22 protein-coding genes are annotated in these 24,944 nt (G+C 67.3%); 16 read left to right on the plus strand and 6 right to left on the minus strand.

All coding sequences use genetic code 11. The features are described from left to right. The first annotated feature begins 79 nt into the window (after window positions 1–79). On the plus strand, window positions 80–1,432 hold the full coding sequence (locus tag DC347_RS00750) for a uracil-xanthine permease family protein (RefSeq protein ID WP_109044089.1): 1,353 nt from the start codon (window positions 80–82) through the stop codon (window positions 1,430–1,432). A gap of 12 nt (window positions 1,433–1,444) precedes the next feature. On the opposite strand, the gene DC347_RS00755 is transcribed toward DC347_RS00750, so the two are convergent. Continuing rightward, window positions 1,445–2,362: an SGNH/GDSL hydrolase family protein gene (locus DC347_RS00755; RefSeq protein ID WP_109044090.1), complete on the minus strand. Its 918-nt coding sequence runs from the start codon at window positions 2,360–2,362 to the stop codon at window positions 1,445–1,447. Next, window positions 2,359–3,246 carry a GAF domain-containing protein gene (locus tag DC347_RS00760; protein ID WP_018762692.1) on the minus strand — a complete coding sequence of 296 codons (888 nt, stop codon included), beginning with the start codon at window positions 3,244–3,246 and terminating at the stop codon, window positions 2,359–2,361. Before DC347_RS00760 ends, DC347_RS00755 begins: the two co-directional genes overlap by 4 nt. 185 nt (window positions 3,247–3,431) lie before the next feature. Between DC347_RS00760 and DC347_RS00765 the strand changes: the two genes are divergently transcribed. The 5 genes from DC347_RS00765 to treS all read left to right on the plus strand — a co-directional run bounded on the left by DC347_RS00765 (window position 3,432) and on the right by treS (window position 10,739). Next, entirely contained in the window at window positions 3,432–4,316 is an 885-nt protein-coding gene (locus DC347_RS00765; RefSeq protein ID WP_109044091.1) for a LysR family transcriptional regulator, read from the plus strand. Window positions 4,317–4,467: 151 nt separating this feature from the next. Beyond that, window positions 4,468–5,565 carry a tartrate dehydrogenase gene (locus DC347_RS00770; RefSeq protein ID WP_109044092.1) on the plus strand — a complete coding sequence of 366 codons (1,098 nt, stop codon included), beginning with the start codon at window positions 4,468–4,470 and terminating at the stop codon, window positions 5,563–5,565. A 138-nt stretch (window positions 5,566–5,703) separates the two neighbouring features. Further along, window positions 5,704–7,152, plus strand: coding sequence for a C4-dicarboxylate transporter DctA (gene dctA, locus DC347_RS00775; RefSeq protein ID WP_240617656.1), 1,449 nt, complete (start codon window positions 5,704–5,706; stop codon window positions 7,150–7,152). A 1-nt stretch (window position 7,153) separates the two neighbouring features. Further along, on the plus strand, window positions 7,154–8,350 hold the full coding sequence (locus DC347_RS00780; protein WP_109044093.1) for a glycerate kinase: 1,197 nt from the start codon (window positions 7,154–7,156) through the stop codon (window positions 8,348–8,350). Between the two features lie 112 nt (window positions 8,351–8,462). Next, complete coding sequence (gene treS, locus DC347_RS00785) at window positions 8,463–10,739, plus strand: maltose alpha-D-glucosyltransferase (RefSeq protein WP_109044094.1); 2,277 nt, start codon at window positions 8,463–8,465, stop codon at window positions 10,737–10,739. A 60-nt stretch (window positions 10,740–10,799) separates the two neighbouring features. On the opposite strand, the gene DC347_RS00790 is transcribed toward treS, so the two are convergent. Further along, window positions 10,800–12,020, minus strand: a complete 1,221-nt coding sequence (locus DC347_RS00790; RefSeq protein ID WP_109044095.1) for an ROK family transcriptional regulator — start codon at window positions 12,018–12,020, stop codon at window positions 10,800–10,802. 226 nt (window positions 12,021–12,246) lie between these two features. Between DC347_RS00790 and DC347_RS00795 the strand changes: the two genes are divergently transcribed. The 9 genes from DC347_RS00795 to DC347_RS00835 all read left to right on the plus strand — a co-directional run bounded on the left by DC347_RS00795 (window position 12,247) and on the right by DC347_RS00835 (window position 21,599). Further along, window positions 12,247–13,311 carry a Gfo/Idh/MocA family protein gene (locus DC347_RS00795; RefSeq protein ID WP_109044096.1) on the plus strand — a complete coding sequence of 355 codons (1,065 nt, stop codon included), beginning with the start codon at window positions 12,247–12,249 and terminating at the stop codon, window positions 13,309–13,311. Then, window positions 13,308–14,138, plus strand: coding sequence for a hypothetical protein (locus DC347_RS00800; RefSeq protein WP_109044097.1), 831 nt, complete (start codon window positions 13,308–13,310; stop codon window positions 14,136–14,138). The genes DC347_RS00795 and DC347_RS00800 overlap by 4 nt, the downstream gene beginning before the upstream one ends. 113 nt (window positions 14,139–14,251) lie before the next feature. Continuing rightward, on the plus strand, window positions 14,252–15,577 hold the full coding sequence (locus DC347_RS00805) for an ABC transporter substrate-binding protein (RefSeq protein WP_109044098.1): 1,326 nt from the start codon (window positions 14,252–14,254) through the stop codon (window positions 15,575–15,577). 9 nt (window positions 15,578–15,586) lie between these two features. Further along, window positions 15,587–16,549 carry a carbohydrate ABC transporter permease gene (locus DC347_RS00810; protein WP_018762698.1) on the plus strand — a complete coding sequence of 321 codons (963 nt, stop codon included), beginning with the start codon at window positions 15,587–15,589 and terminating at the stop codon, window positions 16,547–16,549. Then, window positions 16,549–17,442, plus strand: coding sequence for a carbohydrate ABC transporter permease (locus DC347_RS00815; RefSeq protein ID WP_018762699.1), 894 nt, complete (start codon window positions 16,549–16,551; stop codon window positions 17,440–17,442). Before DC347_RS00810 ends, DC347_RS00815 begins: the two co-directional genes overlap by 1 nt. Before the next feature lie 45 nt (window positions 17,443–17,487). Then, the gene (locus DC347_RS00820) at window positions 17,488–18,240 is read left to right on the plus strand and encodes a sugar phosphate isomerase/epimerase (protein ID WP_018762700.1); all 753 of its coding nucleotides are present in this window, start codon (window positions 17,488–17,490) and stop codon (window positions 18,238–18,240) included. After that, entirely contained in the window at window positions 18,237–19,364 is a 1,128-nt protein-coding gene (locus DC347_RS00825; RefSeq protein ID WP_109044099.1) for a Gfo/Idh/MocA family protein, read from the plus strand. Before DC347_RS00820 ends, DC347_RS00825 begins: the two co-directional genes overlap by 4 nt. Before the next feature lie 19 nt (window positions 19,365–19,383). Next, a complete protein-coding gene (locus DC347_RS00830) occupies window positions 19,384–20,574 on the plus strand; it encodes a Gfo/Idh/MocA family protein (RefSeq protein WP_109044100.1) in 1,191 nt (396 codons plus the stop codon). Window positions 20,575–20,597: 23 nt separating this feature from the next. Next, complete coding sequence (locus DC347_RS00835; protein ID WP_018762703.1) at window positions 20,598–21,599, plus strand: sugar phosphate isomerase/epimerase; 1,002 nt, start codon at window positions 20,598–20,600, stop codon at window positions 21,597–21,599. Between the two features lie 264 nt (window positions 21,600–21,863). Here the strand turns inward: DC347_RS00835 and DC347_RS00840 are convergent, their stop codons facing one another. After that, window positions 21,864–22,217, minus strand: a complete 354-nt coding sequence (locus DC347_RS00840; protein WP_109044101.1) for a hypothetical protein — start codon at window positions 22,215–22,217, stop codon at window positions 21,864–21,866. Between the two features lie 140 nt (window positions 22,218–22,357). Here DC347_RS00840 and DC347_RS00845 point away from each other — a divergent pair, with 140 nt between their 5' ends. Next, entirely contained in the window at window positions 22,358–22,882 is a 525-nt protein-coding gene (locus DC347_RS00845) for a DUF6328 family protein (protein ID WP_109044102.1), read from the plus strand. Between the two features lie 32 nt (window positions 22,883–22,914). Here the strand turns inward: DC347_RS00845 and DC347_RS00850 are convergent, their stop codons facing one another. Then, a complete protein-coding gene (locus tag DC347_RS00850) occupies window positions 22,915–24,039 on the minus strand; it encodes a glycerate kinase (protein ID WP_109044232.1) in 1,125 nt (374 codons plus the stop codon). Between the two features lie 76 nt (window positions 24,040–24,115). Next, window positions 24,116–24,925, minus strand: coding sequence for an SDR family oxidoreductase (locus DC347_RS00855; protein WP_109044103.1), 810 nt, complete (start codon window positions 24,923–24,925; stop codon window positions 24,116–24,118). Window positions 24,926–24,944: the final 19 nt, after the last annotated feature.

Raw genomic sequence — 24,944 nt, forward strand, 5'->3', positions numbered from 1 at the left:
CGCACAAACACTTGGCGGTATTCTGGAGCGAGTTGATCTTCGCCCCCTCGCGGCACCCCCCTGAAAGGCATTCCTTCCCATGAGCATGCTCGGAATCAAATGGAAGCTGCACGGCACCGGCAAAACCATCAAGCCCGGCCAGGTGGTGGCCCCGGATGAGCGGCTGGCGTGGCCCCTGACCATCGGCGTGGGCATGCAGCACGTGGTGGCCATGTTCGGCGCCACCTTCCTGGTTCCCATCATCACCGGGATGCCGCCCGCCACCACGCTGTTCTTTTCGGGGATCGGCACGCTGCTGTTCCTGGTGGTCACCAAGGGCCGGGTGCCCAGCTACCTGGGTTCAAGCTTTGCCTTCATTGCACCCATCACCGCCTCGCAGGCGCAGTTCGGCATCCCCGGCGCCCTGGGCGGCGTGGTGCTTGCCGGCGCCACCCTGGCCCTGGTGGGGGCCGTGGTGCAGAAGTTCGGCGCCGGCTGGATCAACCGGTTGATGCCGCCCATCGTCACGGGTGCCATCGTGGCACTGATCGGACTGAACCTTGCCCCCGCCGCCAAGCAGAACTTCGACGCCGCCCCGATTACGGCCCTCATCACACTGGTCACCATCATCCTGGTCAGCGTCCTGTTCCGCGGAATCCTGGGCCGGCTCAGCATCCTGGTTGGCGTTGTGGTGGGCTACCTGGTGGCCATGCTCCGCGGCGAGGTGAAGTACGACAAGATGGACGCCGCAGCCTGGGTTGGGCTGCCGCATTTCCAGACCCCCGAGTTCCACATCGGCGTCCTGGGCCTGTTCGTCCCGGTGGTCCTGGTGCTGGTGGCAGAGAACATCGGCCACGTGAAGTCCGTTGCCGCCATGACAGGACAGAACCTCGACGGCGTCTCCGGACGCGCGCTGATGGCAGACGGTGCTGCCACCGTGCTGGCCGGCCTGGGCGGCGGATCGGGCACCACCACGTACGCGGAGAACATCGGCGTCATGGCGGCCACCAAGGTGTATTCGACGGCGGCCTACTGGGTAGCGGGCATGTTCGCCATCCTGCTCAGCTTCTCGCCGAAGTTCGGCGAACTGATCGCCACCGTCCCGGCAGGCGTGCTGGGCGGCGCCGCCACGATGCTGTACGGCATGATCGGCATCCTGGGCGTGAAGATCTGGGTCCAGAACAAGGTGAACTTCTCCAACCCGGTCAACCTGACCACTGCCGCAGTGGCCCTGATCATCGGCATCGCCGACTACACCTGGACCATCGGCGACCTCAAGTTCACCGGCATCGCGCTGGGCTCGGCAGCCGCACTGGTGATCTACCACGGCATGCGCGCCATCGCCAAGGCGCGGGGAACAGCGGCCGAACCCGAAACCGAGCAGACGGGACTGCCGCCGGCCGTCAAGGCTGCCATGAATGCAGCCTCGAAGCGGACGCCCAGGAAACGCTGACCCGGACCGGCGTCAGGCCACCCGGTCCGCCCTCCCATCCGGGCCGCCGGCTGCCGTGCCGGGGCCCATCGCCGGTCCCTTGGCCGGGTGTCCCGGCGGGAAGGGACCGGGCAGGCCTTGGCCGAAGACCGGGCCGGGCTGCGGCCGCTTGGCCGCCAGCGCGTCGGCCTGGCGGGGCCGCAACTGCTTGAGCACCCACGGCATGAAATATTGCCGCGCCCACACCAGGTCCTCCGCCCGGGCCTGCGTCCACCCGTGGGCCGGCAGCGGCTTCGGCTGCAACGGCTTGAGCGCATGCTCCACTCCCAGCGCATCAAGGGTTGCCGCGGCCACGGCGTGGTGGCCCAGCGGCGACAGATGCAGCCGGTCCGGGTCCCACATTGACGCGTGCTGAAGCTCGGGCAGGCACCACAGGTCAACCATGATGGCGTGGTGCCTGGCCCCGATGGTGTGCAGGTGCTCGTTGTAGATGGCCACGCGGCCGCGGATCTTGCCGAACACCGGTGTGTTGCCCCAGTCCGGGCCCGCAAAAAGAAGCACGGTGGCACCGGTGGCTGCGAGCGTGCCGATGGCATGGTCCAGCTTCCCGGCCAGTTTGTCCGGATCGCCATGCCTGAAGATGATGTCGTTGCCACCGGCGGCAATGGCGACAAGGTCCGGCTTCAAGGACAGCGCCGCGGCCAGTTGACCGTCGAGGATCTGCCGCAGCAGCAGTCCCCGGATGGCCAGGTTGGCGTACGCAAAGTCGGGACGGCCGGACGCCAGCTCCTCGGCCACACGGTCCGCCCAGCCCCGAAGGCCGCCCAGGCTGAGCGGTTCCGGGTCGCCGATTCCTTCGGTGTAGGAGTCTCCCAGGGCAACGAACCGGCGCCAGGGGTGGCCGTCCGGGCTGTCCGCGATGAGGCGCGGCTCCTGCTTCTGGATGGTCATGCTGTCCTCCCTTCTGCGGGAGGCGGGGTTTCCGTCTTCACCGCAGCGTTCCTGCGGGGTTGCTTTCCGGTTGGAAAGCCCCGCCCCGCCGCCGACGGGCGCGGAAGCTCCGCGACGCCGTCGTACGCTTCCTGCCGCAACGCGGACGGCGTTGCGCCGCTCCGGTCCCGGCCGGTCCCCGGGGCCACGACGTTCAGGGCCGCGTCCCGCAGGTCAAGCTCATGGTGCAGTGCCTGCGTCTGCAGGAAAAGCAGCGCGGCCTCCCTGCTGAGGCCGTATTCGCTGGAAAGGCTGCGCACGGCCAGGTCCACCAGGACCAGGGAGCTTTGGACGACGGCGAGGCCGGCCGTCGCTTCGGCTCTCTCGGCCACGCGGAACACGAGGCGAAGGGCCCGGGCCATCTGGCGCACAAAGCCCTGAATCCTGACCAGGTCATCGCTGGTAAACGCGTGCGGCACGCCCGCGTAGAAGGTGATGGCGGCACTCGTCCCGCCTTCAGACATGATGGGAACGGAGAGCATCGACTGCACCCCATGGCCCGACGCCGCACTCGCGTAACCGGGCCAGCGCCGGTCACGGCTGAGATCGGATACCAGGACGAATTCCTCGGTGCGCATGGCCTCCATGAGGGGCCCGTCGGCAAACGAGCACTGTTCCCGGTCCGCCTCCCGCGCCTGCTCCGCGCTGGCCGCAAGCGTGCGTCCCTGGCCCAGGCGGAAAAGCGTGGCGGCCCAGCCGATACCGCGGCGTTCACCCTTGATCTCGCTCATAAAGTCATGGGTGACTTCCCGGAGGAAGGTTTCGACATCCTTGTTGTCGAAGACCGGCTCCGGGGTAACAGGAAGCAGCCCCCAGCCAACCTGCCCCGAAGGTTCAGCCGCCATGTTCCAGCCCTGTTCGAAGCGCTTCGGCTTACTACAAAACCTGGTTCCCAGAATACGTCCGAACCGGGCCCTGGCGGGAGTGGCAGCAGGAATAAGCCAAAAAGAGGAAGAAATTGTTCGCTGATAGGGTCCCTGTACGGCAACAGCTGCACCGCAGCACAGGTCCGGCCGGAGAGGAGCCCCGTTTGGACACCCGGAAGCTGAAATATTTCCTGGCGGTGGTGGACCACGGCGGGTTCAACCGCGCGGCCGAACACCTGCTGATCGCCCAGCCCTCACTGTCCCAGACCATCGCGGGCCTGGAAAGGGAACTGGGTGTTCCGCTGTTCCACCGGATTGGCCGCCGCGCCGTCCTCAGCGACGCCGGCAGGGAGCTGGTGGGGCCGGCCCGGCTGGTGATGCGGGACCTGGACGCTGCGCAATCCGCGGTTCAGGCGTTGCGCGGCGTCCGCAGCGGGCAGCTGGACATCGTCACCATGCCCTCGCCCGGAATCGAACCGCTGACTTCCATGATCGCAGCGTTCACCCGGTCCTATCCGTCGGTGAGGCTGAACGTGGAGGCAGCCTTCACGCCGGAGGAGGTCATCGAGTCGGTGCGCAACGGCAGCACCGAGATCGGGCTGGCCGGTTCTGCCACCGCCATCCGGGTGCCCGGGGTGGAAGTGCTTGGGCTGGAGCGCCAGCCGCTGATCCTGATCGTCAATCCGCAGGCAGACACCTTTGGCCCGGGAAAGGCCATCGCGCGCGAGGACCTGAACGGGCACCGGCTCATCGCCAGCCAGCGGGGCTCCCTGATGCGCTGGCTGGTGGATGACGCCCTGGCGCGCGGGGTCAATGCCGAGATCGTCGTGGAAGTGGCCCACCGCACCTCGGTCCTGCCCCTCGTGCTGGCAGGGGTGGGGCACGCGGTGATGCCTTCCTCGTGGGCCCCGACCGCCGGGAAGGCCGGCTTGCGCACGCTCCTCATTGAGCCGGTTTCCCACCTGGAGGTGGCCATCCTGAGCCGCAAGGACGACCTCACGCCAGCGGCGCGCGCCTTCTTGCAGGTGGCCAAGGACCACGCGGAATAGCCACCCATCGTTGATAGGCCCTTCCTATCAGCAGGATCGAATCTTGGTCTTGGACGCCCAACCCGCTGCGCCCGTCTACTTGAAGAGGAAGAAAACAGCGTGACCGGGGTGACACCCGCACACTGCCCACACTCAACGAGGAGGTAGGCACATGAGCGCCAACCAGACATTCAGCATCGCTTCGATCCCGGCCGACGGCGTGGGCAAGGAAGTGGTGTCCGCAGGCCGCCGAGTCCTGGACGCCCTGGCCGAACACTCGAACGGAAAGTTTGCCTTCGACTGGACCGAGTTCCCTTGGGGCAGCGAGTACTACGCCAGGACCGGCCAGATGATGGACCCCAAGGGCCTGGACGCCCTGAAGGACTTCGACGCCATCTACTTCGGCGCCGTCGGCTGGGAAAACGTCCCGGACCACATCAGCCTCTGGGGCCTGCGCCTGAACATCACCCAGAACTTCGACCAGTGGGCCAACATCCGCCCGGTGAAGTTCCTCCCCGGCGTGCAGTCCCCGCTCCGCAAGGCCGACACCACCGAATTGGACTGGGTGGTGGTCCGCGAGAACAGCGAGGGTGAATACGCCGGCCTCGGCGGCCGGAACCTCAGTGGGCGCGGACCCGGCAATGAGGTGGCGCTGCAGACCGCCCTGTTCACCGAGAAGGGCTGCGAGCGCATCATGCGGTTCGCCTTCGACCTGGCCCGGACCCGGGCCGTCAAGAAGGTTTCCTCGGTCACCAAGTCCAACGCGCAGCAGTACGGGATGGTCCTCTGGGACGAGGTCTTCAACCGCGTCGCCCTGGACTACCCGGACGTCCAGACCGAAAGCGTCCTGGTGGATGCCATGAGCGCCAAGTTCATCCTCAAGCCCGAGGACCTCTCCGTCGTCGTCGCCTCCAACCTGAACGCCGACATCCTCTCCGACCTCGGCTCGGCGCTGGCCGGCAGCCTGGGCCTGGCGGCCAGCGCCAACCTGAACCCGGAGCGCCGCTTCCCGTCCATGTTCGAACCCGTCCACGGCTCCGCACCGGACATCGCCGGCCAGGGCATCAGCAACCCGATCGGCGCCATCGCCAGCGCCGCCCTGATGCTGGACCACTTCGGCCTGCACGCGGAAGCCCGCCAGGTGGAAGCCGCCATCGAAGCGGCCACCGGCGCCGGCCACCTGACCCGCGACGTGGGGGGCAAGGCAAACACCGGGGACGTCACCGACGCCATCATCAAGGCCCTGACGCTCACTCCGGCAGCGGTCTAGGCACGCATTAACCTCCGGCGCCGCCATCCGGTCGCCGATTCCAAGCACGGGGCGGGCGGTGAAGCAGTACCGCCGGCCGCCCCGCACCAATCTCTTCAGAACATCCTCCAGCGACATTCCAACAACGAGGTAGGAATCATGGACCACACCAGCACCGCCGCGGCTACGACAGCGGCTCCGAAAACCCGGTGGTACCGCCAGTTGTACTTTTGGGTATTGACGGCGATCGTCATCGGCATCCTGGTCGGCTGGCTCGCCCCGGCAACCGGTATCGCCATGGAGCCGATCGGCACCACTTTCGTCAACGCGATGAAAATGCTCATCGGGCCCATCGTGTTCCTCACGATCGTCGGCGGCATCGCCAGCGTGGCCGACCTGAAAAAGGTGGGCATGACCGGGCTGAAGGCGCTGACCTACTTCCAGGTTGGCACCATCTGCGCCCTGGCATTCGGCCTGGTAGCCATCAACGTCTTCCGGCTCGGCGAAGGCGTGAACGCCGATCCGGGCGCCATCAAGACCTCGGACTCGGCCGCCAAGCTGATCGATGCGGGCCAGCACCAGGAATGGTGGCAGTTCATCACCAACATCATCCCCACCAGCGTGGTCCAGCCCTTCGTGGTTGGCGACATCCTGCAAATCATCTTCATCGCGGTGGTCTTCGGGATCGCCCTGAATGCCATGGGTAAGGTGGGCGCCCCGGTCCTTGACGGGGTGCAGCGACTCACCGGTGTCATGTTCAAGATCCTCGGCTTCATCATGAAAGCTGCGCCCCTGGGAGCCTTCGGCGCCATGGCCTTTGCCGTGGGCAAGTACGGCGTCTCATCGCTCACCAGCATGGGCGGCCTGATCGCCTTGTTCTATGCCACATCCATCCTCTTCGTCGTGGTGGTCCTCGGCTCGGTCATGGCATTCCTTAAGCTGAACATCTTCACCATGATCCGGCACCTCAAGGAGGAATACATGCTCATCCTTGGCACCTCCACCGCCGAGCCCGCCCTTCCAGGCCTGATGCGCAAGCTTGAGAATGCCGGTGTCAAGAAGGAAACGGTCGGCCTGGTGGTCCCCACCGGCTACAGCTTCAACCTGGACGGCGCCGCCATCTACCTGTCTTTGGCCGCCCTCTACATTGCCCAGGCCACCAACACCCACCTAAGCATTGGCCAGCAGCTGGGCCTGCTCGCGGTCATGCTGCTCACCTCCAAGGGCGCGGCAGGAGTCGCCGGCGGCGGCTTCATCGCCCTTACCGCCACCCTGGCCACCATCGGGACCATCCCCGCCGCCGGAATCATGCTGATCTTCGGCATCGATAAGTTCATGTCAGAATGCCGGGCACTGGTCAACTTCACCGGTAACGCCGTGGCCACCCTGTTTATCGCCTGGTGGGACTCCACCCTCGACGCCGACCGTGTGCGCCGCGTCTTCGCCGGCGAAGCCGTGGACCCGCTTCCCGTCCCGGCGCAGGGCCACCACGAGGCCGCCGACGGTTCAGGCGCCCACCCCCACAAGGAGCCTGCCCTCCAGGAAAGTACTGCCGGCGTCGAACCTTCCCTGCCTGCCCGCAGTCCCGCCTACTCCGAAACCGCCTGACATGCCCGCCAACACCACGGTCCGCGCCCTGATCGCACCTGACAAATTCAAGGGCAGCCTCACCGCAGGCGAGGTGGCACACGCCCTGGCGGCCGGGCTCCGGTCCACCGCCGGGGCCGCCCGGACCATCGAATGCGAGCTGCTTCCGCTGGCCGACGGCGGGGACGGCAGCGTGGACGCGGCCGTCTCGGCCGGCTTCGCCCGGCACGCCTGCACCGTCACGGGCCCCACGGGGCAAACGGTCCGGTCGTCCATCGCTTTCGACGGCGTCACCGCCGTCGTGGAAGTCGCCAACACCTGCGGGATCGCGCTCCTAGCGGACGGCTCCCTGGATGCCCTTAATGCATCCAGCCGCGGTTTCGGTGAGGCGGTCCGGTTCGCCTTGGGCCTGTCGCCCGCGCGGATCGTCCTGGCCTTGGGCGGCAGCGCCAGCACCGACGGCGGCATGGGAATGCTGTCCGCCCTGGGATACGCCTTCCTCGCGGCCGACGGCACGGAACTGCCGGGGACCGGCCACGCACTCGGCCGGATCCACGCCGTCCGGGGATCCCTCCTGCCAGGCCTGGCAGGGACGGAACTGGTGGTCGCCAGCGACGTCTCCAATCCCCTCACCGGACCGGCCAGGGCAGCGGCCGTCTTCGGGCCGCAAAAAGGCGCCGGCCCGGCGGATGTCGCCGCCCTCGACGCCGGGCTGGAACATTTCGTGGGCAGGATGGCGGACGCGGGGTTTGGCGCCGCGGCCGGCCTGGCACGGCATGACGGAGCCGGCAGCGCCGGGGGAATCGGGTTCGCCTGCCTGCTCCTGGGCGCGCGCCAGGTCTCCGGTGCGGACTTCTTCCTTGACCTGCTGGGCTTCGATGCCCGCAAGGACGGCTGCGACGTCGTCATCACGGGCGAAGGCAGCATCGACGCGCAGACCCTCGCCGGCAAGCTGCCCGCCGCGGTGGCCCGGCGCTCCGGCACCCGCACCCTCATTGCAGTCGCGGGCCGCTCCCTGCTCCCGCGGGAACGTTGGGCGGACCTGTCCCTGACGCAGGTCTACGCCCTGGCCGACTACACCAGCCGGGATACCGCCAAGGACCCCATGCTGTCCGCCGCCCTGCTCACCCGGATCGGCCGCGACATCGGCCGGCAGATCGGACAAGGCATCCGCCAGCCCGGCAGGTTTGTTCCCCCCACCGGTTGCGCCGCCCAGTAGCATCGGGAGAGGGAACACCGAATACTCCCTGTCCGGCTGGGTACCTTTCCACGGGCAAGGGTCTACGGAGCATCCATGCCAGCACGGAGACGAGCAGTGGAAAGAGGAGCTTATGCGGGAGCCGGGGACCAGCGAGCGCGTTTCGGATGCGGATAACACCGCCGGAGTCGGGGAAGGGGAGGCAGCCGCCACGGAGCCGGCAGCGGACCTGGAAGTCACTTTCGACGAACAGTTCTTCGCCGCCCGGCCAAAAGCGCTGCGGCCCGTCGCGAGGCGGCGCCAATTCGTGGGCAACAGGCCCTCCTTCGAATTCGACGGCCGGAACGCTGCGTACGTGGATTGGCTGCGCAACCAGGCCATGCTCGGTGACGCCAACGTCCTGGCCCGGCAATTGTCCGGCCAGGCCAGCATGTGGCAGAACTCGTACGCGCATCCGAACCCCCGGGCCGCCGTCGAACGCGCCCCTGTCTGGTTCACCGCTTACCCGCTGTCCTTCATCACCGAGCCGGGCCGGTCCTTCCTGTCCGCCCTGGGAGACAAGGCCATGTGGGAAGCCTTCCGCGAGATCGGCATCCGCGGCATCCACACCGGGCCGGTGAAACTGGCCGGCGGCATCAGCGGCTGGTCGCACACGCCCAGTGTTGACGGGCACTTCGACCGGATCAGCATGGCGATCGATCCGGTCTTCGGCACCGAAGAAGAGTTCCGCAGCATGTGCGAGGTCGCTGCCGAGCACGGCGGCACGGTCATTGACGACATCGTCCCGGGCCACACCGGCAAGGGCGCCGACTTCCGGTTGGCCGAAATGAACTTCCGCGACTACCCCGGGATCTACCACATGGTGGACATTCCGGAGGAGGACTGGAACCTCCTGCCCGATGTCCCGGAGGGGGCAGATTCGGTCAACCTCAGCCCTGATTCTGAACAGGCGCTGCAGAAAGCCGGGTACATCATCGGCAGGCTCCAGCGCGTCATCTTCTACGAACCCGGGGTGAAGGAAACCAACTGGAGCGCCACCCGGCCCATCGTGGACACCACCGGCAAGACCCGCCGCTGGGTCTACCTGCACTACTTCAAGGCCGGGCAGCCCTCCATCAACTGGCTGGACCCCACCTTCGCCGGGATGCGGCTGGTGGTGGGCGACGCCCTGCACTCCCTGGTGGACCTGGGCACCGGGGCGCTCCGCCTTGACGCCAACGGGTTCCTGGGCGTGGAAAAGAGCGCCGAGGAACAGCCCGGCTGGTCCGAGGGCCACCCGCTGTCCGAGGCCGCCAACCAGCTGATCGGATCCATGATCCGCAAGGTGGGCGGGTTCTCCTTCCAGGAACTGAACCTCACCATCGACGACATCAAGGCAACCTCCGAATCGGGTCCCGACCTGTCGTACGACTTCATCACCCGCCCCGCGTACCACTACGCCCTTGTCACCGCGGACACCGAATTCCTGCGCCTGACGCTGCGCCTGTCCATGGAGATCGGAGTGGACCAGGCGTCCCTGGTCCACGCCCTGCAGAACCATGACGAACTGACCTACGAGCTCCTGCACTTCGCCGCCGGGCACCGGGAGGAGATGTTCGAACTCAACGGTGAGGAACTCACCGGCGCGCAGCTCGCCGAGCAGGTCCAGCAGACCCTGCGGGACCGGCTGACCGGTGAGAACGGATCGTACAACGCCGTCTTCACCACCAACGGCATCGCCTGCACCACCGTCAGCTTCATCATGGCCGCCCTGGGCATCCAGGATCCGGACGCCGTGACCCCGGAGCAGGAGGCACAGATCCGGGACGTCCACATCCTCCTGGCCATGTACAACGCGCTGCAGCCGGGAGTCTTCGCCCTCTCCGGCTGGGATCTCACGGGCATCCTGGCCCTGGACCGGAGCAGCGTCCGGGAACTCACCTCCCAGGGCGACACCCGCTGGATCAACCGCGGCGCGCACGACCTCATGGGGACCAGCCCGGACGCCACCACGTCCTCGGCGGGCATGCCGCGGGCGCGCAGCCTGTACGGCACGCTGCCGGAGCAGCTTCAGGATGCGAACTCGTTCGCGCGCAGGCTGCAGCGGATCCTTGCCGTCCGTGAGGATAACGGGATTGCCACGGGCACGTTGCTCGATGTCCCCGAGGTCTCCAACCGCGGGGCACTGGTGCTGGTCAACCGGCTCCAGGACGGCGCCTTGCAGGTCACGGCGCTCAACTTCTCCGGGCAGGACATCGCCGGCAGCATCCAGTCCAACGAGCTGCCCTCCGGGGCGAACGTCAAGGACCTCTTCAGCGGCGAGACGGTGGGGCAGGTGGACGACCTGCACAGCTTCTTCCTCGAACTGCCGGCCTACGGCGGGACGGCACTGCTCCTTACCGAGGCGCCGGAGCCGGACGCGGAGGCTTAACGGAGGACGCCGGGCGGCGCCGGAGGATTCGTTCCCGGCGCCGCCCGGCGCTGCTCTGTACTACCCCGCGATCGCGCCCGCCAGCGTGGCTTCGATGATGGCCGGCGAGAGGACGTACTGGGTGACCAGCTGGCTCGCCCCGAGGACGGCCGCCTGGTCGCCTGCCCGGGAGACATTGATGCGCAGGTGTGAGGTGGCCAGCGGCGGTGAGCGCCGGTAGACCACCTCACGGATTCCCGCCACCAGGTGCTCGCCCGTCTCGCCGAAGCTGCCGCCCACCACGATGACGGACGGGTTGAGCAGGTTCACCGCGGTGGCAAGCACCTCACCGATGTCCCGGCCGGCCTGCCGCAGCGCCTGGATGGCCTGCAGGTTGCCGTCGGCGGCGAGCCGGAGCACATCCGCGCCCCTGGCGACGTCCACGCCCTGGTCCCGGAGAGAGCGTGCGACGGCGGGCCCGGACGCGAGTGCCTCAAGGCACCCGTAGTTTCCACAGGCACAGAGCACCTCCGCGCCGCGGGCCACCTGGATGTGGCCAAGGTCGCCGGCCGTGCCGTTCGCGCCGCGCTGCAGCTGCCCGTTGCTGATGATGCCGGATCCGATGCCGGTGGCCACCTTCACGAAGAAGAAATTGTTGTGCTCGGGCCAGTGGGCGGACTGCTCCCCCAGCGCCATGATGTTCACGTCGTTGTCCACGAGCACATGGACGGGCAGAGACCGCTGGACGTAGCTGACCACGTCGAACCCGTCCCAGCCAGGCATAATGGGCGGCTTGACCGGTTTTCCGGTGTCGTGTTCCACCGGCCCCGGAAGCCCGATGCCAATCCCGGCGAGTTCGGTGACGCTGCGTCCCGCGGACGCCAGCAGTTCCTTGCCCTGCGCAACCACCTGGTCCAGCACAGCTTCCGGCCCGTCTGCCACCTGCAGGGACAGCCGATGCTCGGCGAGGATTGTCCCGCCAAGGTCGGTGACGGCGACAATCACGTGCGTGGCACCGACGTCGACGGCCAGCACCAGGCGGGCGGACGGGTTGAAAGCAAAGCGCGACGGCGGCCTCCCGCCGCTGGAGAGTGCCTCACCGGCAGGTCCCACCAGGCCGGAGAGCATGAGCGCGTCGATCCGGGAGGCAACCGTGGACCTGGCGAGGCCCGTGCTTAGGGCGAGCTCGGCACGGGTACGGGCCTTGCCGTCCCGCAGCAGCTGGAACAGGTCCCCCGCGCGCGACAGATTGCCGGCGTCGGATTCCTTTCCGAGCTGTTTCCCGGCGGGTGGAGAAGTCATGCACTAAGTCATAACACTCTTACTTAGCACTGTCATCACGCCAGAAGAATAACGAGAAACAAGCAACTTTTGCTTGACGCGCGGCAAAAGTAGTTCTACCTTGTGACTCAGGGCACATTCGTGAATCCGATGGCTGGTATCCACCACGGTGATCCCACCACTGCAGAGTCCGCTTACGAAGAGGTAATTGAACTTGTCCCATCACACCGCGCCGACAGACCAGCCCTTGGGGGTTGGCATCCTGGGGGCAGGACCGGTGACCCAAGCTATCCACCTTCCCGCCCTGGCCCGGCTCCGCGATGTCCTCGAGGTACGGCACATCATGGACGTCGACGCAGCCGTTGCGGCTTCCGTGGCGGCGCGCGTCGGGGCAACGTCCAGCACCAGCATGGACGAGCTGCTGGGCGATCCGGCCGTGGACATCGTCGCGATCTGCAGCCCCCACCAGTTCCACGCGGACCAGGTCATCGCCGCATGCCGGGCCGGCAAGAAGGCTGTCCTCTGCGAAAAGCCGTTTGCAATGAACGCCGAGGAAGCCACCCGCATCTCTGCGGTCAGCACCGAAACCGGGGTCCCGATCGTCGTCGGCGCCATGCACACCTTCGATCCGGGCTGGCTCGCAGCCGAACAGAACTGGGGCGACCTTCCCGAAACGGCCCACACCATCCGTTCCTCGATCGTCCTGCCACCGAACGCCCGGTTCGAAGACTTCGCCACGGAAATCCTCACCCGCCCCGCCGCCGGGCGGCCGGACTACTCGGACATCGAGGTCCTCAAAGCCGCCCTCCACGGCGGGATCATGGGCCTGGCCATCCACGACCTTCCGCTGGTACGCCGGTTCACGCCCGATTTCGAGCACGTCGACGTCCTGCAGGCACGGCACGTCCGCCCGTTCGGCTACGCGGTCTCGCTCCGGACCCCCTCCCGGGTCATTGAACTGCGGGCCGTCATGAACGGCACCTGGAAGCCCGAGTGGACTTTCGAGGCCATCGCCGACGATTCCGCGCTCCGGATCGACTTCACACCCTCCTACGTCCAGGCCGGCTCCGCTGTGGCCACCTTTACCCGCAATGACGGCAGCGAGACCACCAGCTTCGGCCCGTTCGGCCACAACGGCTACGAGGGCGAGTGGCGCGAACTTGCCGGGCTCGCCAACGGAACCCGGCAGGCCCCGCCCGCCCAAACCCTGATCGACGACCTCACGTTCGCCCTGGCCATCGCCGAGGCCACGGTGGAAAGCGCCGCCCTGGACCATGCGGCCGCAGCCGACACGGCAGGAGTTTCCGCATGAGCGCCCACTTCACGGTGCACGCCACGCCCGCAGCCCGGGAGGCAGGCGCCGTCACCGAGACCGTGGCATCGCTGCCTGCAACGTTCGGCCCTATGCCGGCCGGCCATTCCGGGCAGGCCGACGTGCGGGTGGTTGCGGGCAGCAGTGGATGGGCCGCCGAAGCCGCCGGCGCCGTGCAGGCAGGGGCCCGCGGCATTGTGGTGGCCAACCCCGTGCCCGAGGACACCTCGGAGCTCGCGGCTGCCGCGGACGCGGCGGGGGCCGTCGTCGTCCTCGATCTCCGTTGGGCAGCGAACCCGGCCCTGGTCGGCGAAGGTTCCGGCGCGGATGCCCGTGGCGCAGTGCGCAGCGGGCTCGGCAGCGCCTCGCTGCTGGACAGCGTGGCGACGGCGGCGCCCGGCACCGATCCACGGCAACTCCTCAGCGACCACTTCGCCGCCTTGCTTGCCGTGGCGGGCCGCCTGGACGGCGTGGCCATCCTGCGCCTGGACACCTCCGGTTACACGGCCGGCGGCCGGCTGGCAAACGGTGCGCCGTTCACCGCCCAGGGCGTGCTGACCGCCGCCCGGCCCGCCGGCGTCGACATCCGCCTTTACACCGCCGACGGCGGGGTTGCCGTCCGGGTCCCCGACCCTGACGCCGCATGGCCTGCCGAGGTCCGGGTCACCGGGCCGCACGGCGACCTCCTGCTTCCCACCCTGTACGAATCCGCCCACCGGTTTGCGTGGCGGCGCCTGAAGGAACACCTCAGCGCCGGCACCAGGCCGGACGACCTGGCCGGGTTCGCCCGGCTGACCGACCTTTACGCAACCCTTACCGCCACGTAACCGCCTTTTAGATACGCAACCGAACACAGCAGCCCAGTCCCACCTCCACTCTCAACGATGAGCAGGACCGTACCCACGGCACACTGCGTCCGACGGTCCCGAAAGGACACACCATGAATGCATCTTCCGAACCACGCCGCTCCTTCTCCCGCCGCGGTTTCCTGGGCCTGACGGCTGCCGCGGCCTCCGTGCCGCTGCTGGCAGCCTGTGGTGGCGGCTCGGCGTCCCAGGGCGGCGGAGGCGGGGCCGGCGGGACCGTCAAGTTCTGGGACATGCCCTGGGCAACGCCGGCCTACAACGACGCCGCCAAGAGCATCGCCGAGGGCTTCTCCGGTGCCAACGGCAGCAAGGCCAGCTACCAGATCATCCAGTGGAACAACTTCTACCAGACCTTCTCCTCCGCGATTGCTTCCAAGACCGGCCCCGCCGTTTCCACCGGCGGCGGCTTCCAGGCGTTCCAGTTCGAGCAGCAGGGCCAGATCGCCTACGCGGACAAGGTGATCGACAAGCTGAAGGCGAACGGCCAGTTCGACGACTTCCTGCCCGGCGTGCTGGACCCGTTCAAGTCGGACAAGGGCTATGTGGCTGTTCCCTGGCAGCTGGACATGCGCGTCTTCTGGTACCGCAAGTCCCTCTTCGAGAAGGCAAACGTTGCCCTGCCCACGGACTGGCCGTCCCTCCTTGAAGCCGGCAAGGCCCTGAAGAAGGTCGGCGCGTTCGGCTTCACCACCGGCGCAGGTGCCGGCAACAACTACGCCAACCACTCCATGATCATGATGATGGTCAACAACGGCGGCGGCGTGTTCAACAAGGACGGCGAGCTGGACCTGTTGAACGACCGCAACGTCGAGGCCATGGAGTTCGTCCTGGAGCTCGTGTCCAACGGCATCGTGGACCCCGCCGCGGTCAGCTACACCACCGACAACATGTCAGCCCAGTGGAAGGACGGCAAGGCGGGCTACGGCCTCTTCCAGGTGAACGTTCCGCAGCGCGTGGGCGACACCTCCGGCGACCTCCTGGTCGCTGACCCGATCAAGGGCCCGCACGGGGACAAAGCCACCATCGTGTTCCCGAACAACATCATGATGTACACCAACACCCCGTCCCAGGACGCCTCCGAGGAGTTCCTGGTGTACTACCTGGGCCAGCTCAAGCAGCTGTGGCAGAAGAAGCTCATGTCCGCACTGCCGGTCTTCAAATCCATCACGGAGATGCCCGAGTTCGCGGACGATCCCAACAACGTCAAGATCGTCAAGGACTGGCAGCCGATCGCCAAGACCTTCGCCTCCCAGGGCAGCAGGCTGAACGCGAATCTTGCCGCCCTCGACGGCGGCCAGGCCCTGAACCAGTTCAGCCAGACCATCATCACCGGAAAGGCCGACGCCAAGACCGCCCTGCAGACCTTCCAGTCCGGCCTCGAGTCCGTCCTGAAGAAGTAAGCGCCCGCCATGTCCTCCACCACTGCACAATCCGGCCTCGCCCGGGCCCGCCGCGGGCTTGCCCCCGGCGGGTCCGGGGCCGCCCCCGGCAAACGCAAGAGCAAGCTCTCGGCCCAGGCCACCAGGACCTTTTTCTGGCTCCTGCTCCCCTCTGTGGTCCTCCTGGTCCTGATCCACGGCTACCCGCTGATCTACGCCGCGGTCCAGGCCACGCACGACGGCGACCTGCTCCAGACCGGCAACTTCGTGGGCGTCCAGAACTTCTCCACCGTCCTGAGCTCACCGGCGTTCTGGAAAGCCGCCCAGTTCACCCTCTGGTTCACCATCGTCGGCGTGTTCGGATCCTGGCTCGTGGGCCTGGGCCTCGCCCTGCTCCTGCGCACCAAGATCCCCGCCGGCAATACGTTCAAGGTCCTGCTGCTCCTGCCCTGGGTGGTGCCGATCGTGGTGTCCTCCACCGCCTGGAACTGGCTGGTGGCCACCCCGGACAGCCTGATTCCCGCGCTGTTCCGGAACCTTGGCCTGGGCACCCCCCTGTTTCTGGCAGACCCCACCCTGGCCTCCATCACCGTGATGGTCTTCAAAGTCTGGGTCAGCTTCCCGTTCATGATGATGATGATCTCCGCCGCCCTGGCCTCCGTGGACACCACCGTCTATGAGGCCGCCAGCATGGACGGCGCCAGCCGCTGGCAGCAATTCACCCAGATCACCCTGCCGCTGATCGCCCGCTCCACCTACATCAGCTGGATCCTGATGACCATCTTCTGCGTCAACGACTTCCCCACCATCTACCTGCTCACCGGCGGCGGACCCGTCAACGCCACCACCTCCCTGGTGGTCCTGGCCTACCGCACCGTGTTCCAGGACTTCGCCACCGGCCCCGGCGTGGCCATCGCCTTCCTCATGACCATGACCCTGGTGGTCATCTCGGTCATCCTGTACCGCCAGATCCGAAAGTCGAGTGTCGAATAATGAGCGCAGCAGTCCACGCCCATCCCCAATCCGGCCCGGCCCTGGGAGTCGGCCAGGCAGGCAACACCCGCCGGGTACTCTCCGAAGCCGGCCAACGCGGCCGCTGGTGGCGGTTCATCGCCATCCTCATCATCACCGCGATCGTGCTGGTGCCCATCATGGTCACCATCGTGCTCGCCTTCACCCCCGGCCCCAACAGCACCGCCACCGGCCTGACCTTCGAGAACCTCAGCAACGTGTTCTCCAAGACCCTTGCCGCCACCTGGCTGAAGAACAGCCTGGTCACCACCCTCTCCACTGTGGTGGTATCGGTGGCGGTGGCCGCACCCGCCGGCTACGTCCTCTCCCGCGGCCGGTCCAAGGCCGTCTCCGGCTACTCCCTGCTCCTGTTCGTCATGCAGTCGCTGCCCATCATCACCTCGGTGGTGCCGCTGTTCATCCTGTTCGCCGGGATGGGCCTGGTGGACAACCTCCTGGGCCTGACCATCATCTACGTCGGTTCCACCATGACGGTGGCCACCTGGATGATGGCCGCATACTTCGACTCCATCCCCATCAGCCTCGAGGAAGCGTCCTGGATCGACGGCTGCTCCGTCTTCGGATCCTTCACCAAAGTGGTCCTCCGAAACTCCCTCCCCGGCGTCCTCTCCACCGCCATCTTCGCCTTCCTCCTGGCCTGGAACGACTACCTCGTGGCCATCGTCTTCCTCCGCTCCAACGAAATCTTCACCCTCCCCATGGGCGTGCAGTCCTTCTTCCAGCAAAACGCGACAGACTGGACCTCAGTCATGGCCCTGGCCGTGGTCATGATGCTCCCGCCGGTCATCGTGTTCGCCGCCCTGAACAAATACTTCAGCGTCGGTGGCATCGGCGGCTCCCTCGCCGGCCGCTGACCGCCGCATTCGACCAACCGCTTCCCAACACCGCTAAGGAAACCCATGTCCTACTCGCTTCAGCTCTACACGCTCCGCAACGCCATCTCCGAGGACCTGCCCGGCACCATCAAGAAGGTTGCCGATATCGGCTTCACCCAGGTGGAGCCCTACAACTTCGTAGCCACGGCCAAGGAACTCGGCGCAGCCCTGAAAGAGAACGGCCTCACCGCACCGTCCGGCCACGCCCCGCTGATGAGCCAGGACCAGGACGAGATCTTCACCGCGGCCAAGGAACTGGGCATCAGCACGGTCATTGACCCGTTCCTGCCCGCCGAGCACTGGCAGAAGGCCGAAGACATCCAAGCCACCGCCGAAAAGCTCAACCAGGCTGCCAGGAAGGGGGCCGAGTACGGCATCCGGGTGGGCTACCACAACCACGCCTGGGAGCTGGAGTCCATCATCGACGGCCGCACCGCGCTGGAATACTTCGAATCCCTGCTGGACCCGGAACTCGTCCTCGAAGTGGACACCTACTGGGTAGCCGTGGGCGGGCAGGACCCGGTGGACATCCTGGCAAAGCTGGGTGACCGGGTGAAGTTCATCCACATCAAGGACGGCCCCCTCACCAGGGACAACAAGGCCCAGCAGCCGGCGGGCCAGGGCAAAGTGCCGGTCATGGACGTGATCGCCGCGGCCACGTCGCTTGAAGTGGGAGTCGTGGAGTTCGACGACTACGCCGGTGACATCTTCGAAGGCATCGCCGAAAGCCTTGCTTTCCTGAACAGCAACACCGCAGCCGAGGGGGCCAACGCATGAGCACGCCCGCAGCAAAATCTTCCCGCAAGGGCCCGGTGGGCGTCGGCGTGATCGGCGCCGGGGTGATCAGCAAGCAGTACCTGGACAACCTCACTGCGTTCCCGGACTTGAAGGTCCACGTCATCGCGGACCTCTTCGAGGAGGCCGCCGAGGCGCGGGCCAAGGAGTACGGCATCCCCGAGTGGGGCGGGGTGGAGAAGGCCCTGAACCACCCCGACGTCGAAATCATCGTCAACCTCACCATCCCGGCAGCACACGTGGAGGTGGCCACCGCCGCCGTCAACGCCGGCAAGCACGTCTGGACCGAGAAGCCCTTCTCCCTGGACCGCGAGTCCGGGCTGGGCCTGCTCAAGACGGCGGACACCGCCGGGATCCGCCTGGGCTGCGCCCCGGACACGTTCCTCGGTGCCGGGATCCAGACCGCCCTGCGCCTGATCCAGCGCGGCGACATCGGCACCCCGCTGACGGCGATGACCACGTTCCAGACCCCCGGCCCGGAGTCCTGGCACCCCAACCCGGCGTTCCTCTTCCAGCATGGTGCCGGCCCGCTGTTCGACATGGGCCCGTACTACCTCACCACCCTGGTCCAGGCGTTCGGCTCCATCCGCAAGGTGGCCGCCGTCGGGTCCAAGGCCAAGGATGTGCGCGTGATCGGTTCCGGCCCCAAGGCGGGCGAGGAGTTCACCGTCGAGGTGCCCACCCACGTCTCTGCCATGGCGCAGTTCGAGTCCGGCGCCTCCTCGCACAGCGTCTTCTCCTTCGAGTCCCCCCGGACCCGGATGGGCTTCGTGGAGATCACGGGCACCGAAGCAACCCTGTCGCTGCCGGACCCCAACTACTTCACCGGCGAGATCAAGCTCTGGCGTGCCGGCGACGAGGACTGGACCACCGTCCCGGCCACCGGCCCCGCCAACGGCCGCGGCATGGGCGTGCTGGACATGGCTCGCTCACTGCGGGCAGGAACAGCCCACAGGGCCACCGGCGACCTGGCGTACCACGTGCTGGACACCATGGTTTCGATCAGTGAGTCCATCGACTCCGGCACGTTCATCGACGTCGAAAGCTCCGCCCCGGCATCCTCCGCCATTCCGGAGGACTGGGCTCCGGAAACCGCCACCCTCTGACAGGCAGCAGGAACGCATCATGAGCACACCCGCACACCCCTCCGATTCCACGCCCTCCCGACGGTCCGGCCGCCCGTTGGGTGTGGCCGCGATCGGTTACGCCTTCATGGGCAAGGCGCACTCCAACGCATGGCGGAACGTGGCCAGCTTCTTCGACGTCCCGGCCTTCGAGCAGAAGGTCCTCGTGGGCCGGGACGCCACTGCCGTGGCCGAGGCCGCGGCCGCGTACGGCTGGGCGGAGTCGGCCACCGACTGGCGCGCCGTGATTGAACGGGATGACATCGACATCGTGGACATCTGCGCGCCGGGGTGGATGCATGCCGAGATCGCGATCGCAGCGCTGGAGGCGGGCAAGCACGTGCTGGTGGAGAAGCCCCTGGCCAACACGCTGGCCGAGGCCGAACTCATGACGGCCGCTGCCGCCAAGGCCCGTGCCCGGGGCGTGCAGTCGATGATCGGCTTCAATTACCGGCGCGTTCCGGCACTGGCCCTGGCCAGGGAACTGATCGCCGAGGGACGCCTGGGCACGGTCCGGCACGTCCGCGCCGCCTACCTCCAGGACTGGCTCGCCGATGCGCAGGCACCCATGACCTGGCGGCTGCGGAAGGAAACGGCCGGGTCCGGCGCGCTGGGGGACATCGCCAGCCACGCCATCGACCAGGTCCTCTTCCTCCTCGGCGACCAGGTCAGCGAGGTCAGCGGCCGGCTGCACACCTTCGTGGACCGCCGTCCCGGCACAAGTGGTCCCGCAGGCGGCCTCGAAGAAGTGACGGTCGACGACGCCGCCTGGGCCACATTGTCCCTCACCTCCGGGGCGGTCGCCTCGGTGGAGGTCTCCCGGGTGGCCACCGGCCGGAAGAACTCCCTCCAGATCGAGGTGTACGGCGAGAAGGGCAGCCTCCTGTTCGACCTGGAAAACCTCAACGAACTCGGCTTCCTGGACGCCACCGCCCCCGCCCGGGAACAGGGCTTCCGCCGCATCCTGGTCAACGAACCCGAGCACCCCTACCTGGAAGCGTGGTGGCCGCAGGGACACATCATCGGCTGGGAACACACCTTCACCCACCAGGTCCGCGACTTCCTGCTGGCGGTCCGGGACGGAACCCAGCCCTCGCCGTCGTTCGAAGAAGGACTGAACGTCCAATACGTCCTGGACGCCGTGGAGGAATCCGCAGCCAATAAGAGCACCCTCACCGTCGTGCGCCACTAGCGCCCCACCACCAAGGAGCCCCCATGCCCCGCCCCTTCACCCTGTTCACCGGCCAGTGGGCCGACCTGCCCTTCGAAGAAGTCGCGCGCCTGGCCTCCGGCTGGGGCTACGACGGACTGGAAATCGCCGTCTCCGGCGACCACCTGGACGCCTGGCGCTGGGACGAACCCGGCTACGTCGAGTCCAAACTCGAGATCCTGGACAAGTACAACCTCAAAGTCTGGGCCATCTCCAACCACCTCAAAGGCCAGGCAGTCTGCGATGACCCCATCGACTTCCGGCACCAGGCCATCGTCGGCTCCAAAGTCTGGGGCGACGGCGACCCCGAAGGAGTCCGCACCCGCGCCGCCGAGGAAATGAAACACACCGCCCGGCTCGCCAAAGCACTGGGCGTGGACACCGTGGTCGGGTTCACCGGCTCCGCCATCTGGCAGTACGTGGCCATGTTCCCGCCCGTCCCGGAAAAAGTCATCGACGCCGGCTACCAGGACTTCGCCGACCGCTGGAACCCCATCCTGGACGTCTTCGACGAACAAGGCGTCCGGTTCGCCCACGAAGTCCACCCCTCCGAGATCGCCTACGACTACTGGACCACCGTCCGCACCCTCGAAGCGATCGGCCACCGCGAAGCATTCGGCCTGAACTGGGACCCCTCGCACATGATGTGGCAAGGCATCGACCCCGTCTCCTTCATCTGGGACTTCAAGGACCGGATCTACCACGTGGACTGCAAGGACACCAAGATCCGCCAGACCGGACGCAACACCGTCATGGGCTCCCACCTGCCCTGGGGCGACCCCCGCCGCGGCTGGGACTTCGTCTCCGCCGGACGCGGCGACGTCCCCTGGGAAGCCTCCTTCCGGGCCCTCTCCGCCATCGGCTACAACGGCCCCATCAGCATCGAATGGGAAGACGCAGGCATGGACCGCCTCCACGGAGCCCCCGAAGCCCTCGCCGCCCTGAAAAAATACGACTTCCCCGCCTCCCAAACCAGCTTCGACGCCGCCTTCAGCAGCAACGACTGACGCGGCGAGCGGACCCTCCGGCCGGGGCAGCAGTGCGAGGTGTGGATCGAATCCTGATGGCGAAACCATCTTCCTGTCCGCCAATGACGGCCACACGGAGTCTTTCTCGACCACGCACGGCCATGCCCAGCTCGCCCGGGTCCGTGCAGATGGCACCGGCGTCGAACAACTCCCACGGAGGCTGATACAGCATAGGCCCATACAGCAAAAAACGGTGGCCCCTGGAACCAGTACCTGATCCAAGGGCCACCGTCTTAGGTCGCTTTATCCGGCGTCGAAGCTCTCGTCGTCGTCATTGGGCGATTCCTCCTGCGGGAGGTCGTTTCCGCTGCCGTCCGGAAGGCCCGTGGCTTCCTCGCCGGATTCGGACGAAACCGGCGCCGAACCTTGGGAATCGTCATTCGACTCATCGATTTCCGCGGCGCTGGACGGAAGGTCCATGTCGTGGGGCACGGGTTCCTGGCCCGCTCCCTGCTGCGGTTCGTTGGTGTCCGCGCCGGCGGAAGACCCGCCACCGGCCCCCTGGCCCTGCGTACCGGCCGCTTCCTGCTCGGCAGTGGGGGTGCCGTAACCGCCCGGGGCGGACTCGGGTTCAGCCTGCTGGTTTTCCTGCGTCATGCTTCCTCCTGTGTGCCAACTGCGGGTGATAATCAGCAAACTTATCAAATATGGGTGCAAGTGCAACGGGATGCCTTGTTTCCGGGTACGGGAGGAGTAGAAAGAAGACCTGGTACTTGGCCTGCAAGGAAGGAGCACCGGTGTCCGATGTTGAGGACTACACGGGCCGGACGGGACGGAATGAGACCCGCGAGGAGCAGCTGGACCGCAACTGGGCAGAACTCCTGCAGGAGCTTCGCGTGCTCCAGACCGGGGTGCAGATCCTGGCCGGCTTCCTGCTGACGCTGCCGTTCCAGCAGCGCTTTGAAACGCTTGATGGCGTAGAGGTGGCACTCTACCTCGCGAACGTCGTAGTGGCGGCCCTGACCACCGCCTTCATCCTCCTTCCGGTGAGCGTGCACCGCAGGCTGTTCCGCAAACGGTTGAAGGAAACACTGGTTTCCAGCGCGGACACCATCACCAAGATTGCCCTTGGCGGCATCGCCCTGCTCAGCGCGGGCACGGCAGCCCTCGTCTTCGACGTCGCGGCCGGGCGCTCGGCCGGAGTTACTGCCGGCGGAGCTTTGCTGGGCATCATGGTGGTGCTGTTGGTATTCGTTCCATTCCGACTCAACAAGCGGGCTTCGGGGAAGCCCGCCCCGCTCCCTCCCGGCAAGGCGCAGTAAGGCGGACTTGGGCCCCTGCAACCCCTCGCCGGCTAGGCGCCTTCGAGCACTTGGCTTGTTGCCCAGGCGAGGTACTTGCCCGCGTTGGCGACGGCGTCGTCCGGGCTCGCTGCCACGTCCAGCAACTGCGCCGCCGCCACCACACCATGCCCGGCGAGGTCTTCGAGGGTCACCAGGATCCGGCCGGCCACCACGATGACCGGAATCCCGCGCTCCCGGGCTGCATCCGCGAGCGCAATCGGCGCTTTGCCGGTCAGCGACTGCGAGTCCATGGACCCCTCCCCCGTAATCACCAGGTCTGCGCTGTCCAGCTGGCCGGCCAGGCCGGTCAGGCCGGCCACCAGCGCGAAGCCGCCCTCCAGCGTGGCGTCGGTGAAGGCAAGGAACGACGCCGGGAAGCCGCCGGCGGCGCCCGCCCCGGGGACGTTCACGTCCCGGCCCGTCACTTCCCGCAGTATGGATGCCCAGTTGCGCAGGCCGGCGTCAAGTAGTTCCGCAGCTTCCGGGCCCGCACCCTTCTGGGGGCCGAAGACGTGGGCTGCACCGGACGGTCCATACAGCGGGTTGCGGACGTCCACGGCGATCCGGAAGGTGGTGGCCGCGAGCCTCGGGTCCAGCCCGGATGTATCCAGGGACACGACGTCGGCCAGCGACCCGCCGCCCAGCGGCACCACATTCCCGGCACCATCAAGCGGCTTCAATCCCAGGGCGCGCAGGGCGCCGCTCCCGGCGTCGGTCATTGCCGAACCGCCCAGGCCCAGCACGATCTCGGTGGCGCCCGCGTCCAGGGCGGCGGCGATGAGCTGGCCGCAGCCGTAGCTGTGGGCGCGCAAGGCGTTGGCAGGGGTCGGTTCCATGTCGGCCAGTCCGGACGCCTGGGCCGTCTCGATCACTGCCGTGACAGTGCCGTCGGCCCCTTTGTGGATGGCCCAGGCGGCACCGACGGGAGCAAGGATCGGTCCCACCACGGCGTTGAGCCGCTCCTCGTACCCGGCCGCGACGGCGGCCTCCAGGGTCCCCTCCCCGCCGTCGGCGATGGGGAACTGGGTGGCCACGGCATCCGGGTAGACCCGCAGTGCCCCTTCGGCGATGGCGGCGGCCGCTTCTGCCGCCGTGAGGGACCCCTTGAATTTGTCCGGAGCAATAAGAATGCGCATGCGCTCCATCATGCCAGCATCCGCCGGGAAAGCGCTTGCCATCGTAATGCGGACGCCCAGGGCGCCGGAAGTGCTGTTACCCCTGGCGCCAGTCGTCGCCGGCGAGGTGGGAGCCCGCTTGCGGTCCCATCTGCAGCATTCCGCCATCCACCACCCAGGCCGCACCGGTCACGTAGCTGGAGGCGGGCGAGGCGAGGAACGCAATGACGTCGGCGATCTCCCGCGCGTGCCCCGGCCGGCCGAGCGGGACACCGGGCCGCCTGATCGTCGTCGGGTCCTGGTCCTCCTGCCCCGTCATGGGCGTGGCGATCTCGCCTGGGGCCACCGTGTTGGCCGTGATGCCGTACTGGCCCAGTTCCAGGGCAAGCGTCTTCATGAGGCCGCCGAGGCCGTGCTTGGAGGCATCGTAGGCGGAGGAGCCGACGCGGGGCTGGAACTCATGGACGCTGGACACCGCAATCAGGCGCCCGCCGCCGCCGGCGCGGACCATGTACCGGGCCGCGGCCTGCAGGCAGACAAAGGCCCCGTTGAGGTTGGTATCCAGGATCCGCATCCAGTCGTCGATGCCCATGTCCAAGAACTTGGCGTTCGCCCCGGTGCCGGCGTTGTTCACAAAGACGTCCAGGCCACCCAGCTCCCCGGCGAGGTCGTCGATGACTCCGGCGGCAGCATGGAGTTCGGTGGTGTCCAGCTGCCGGACTACGGCCCTCCGGCCCAGGCTCCGAACTTCCTCGGCAGTACCCTCGGCACCCGCCCTGTCCGTATGCCAGGTGACGCCAACATCCAGGCCGGCGCGCGCGAGCGCCACCGCGGTGGCCTTGCCGATCCCGGAATCGGAGGCAGTGACGATGGCAGCGGTAGGCGTGAAATTGCTGGTGTCCGGCATGGCGGGCCTTTCATCGGGG

The sequence above is a fragment of the Pseudarthrobacter sp. AG30 genome, from assembly GCF_003116525.1.
Classification (GTDB): Bacteria; Actinomycetota; Actinomycetes; order Actinomycetales; family Micrococcaceae; genus Arthrobacter.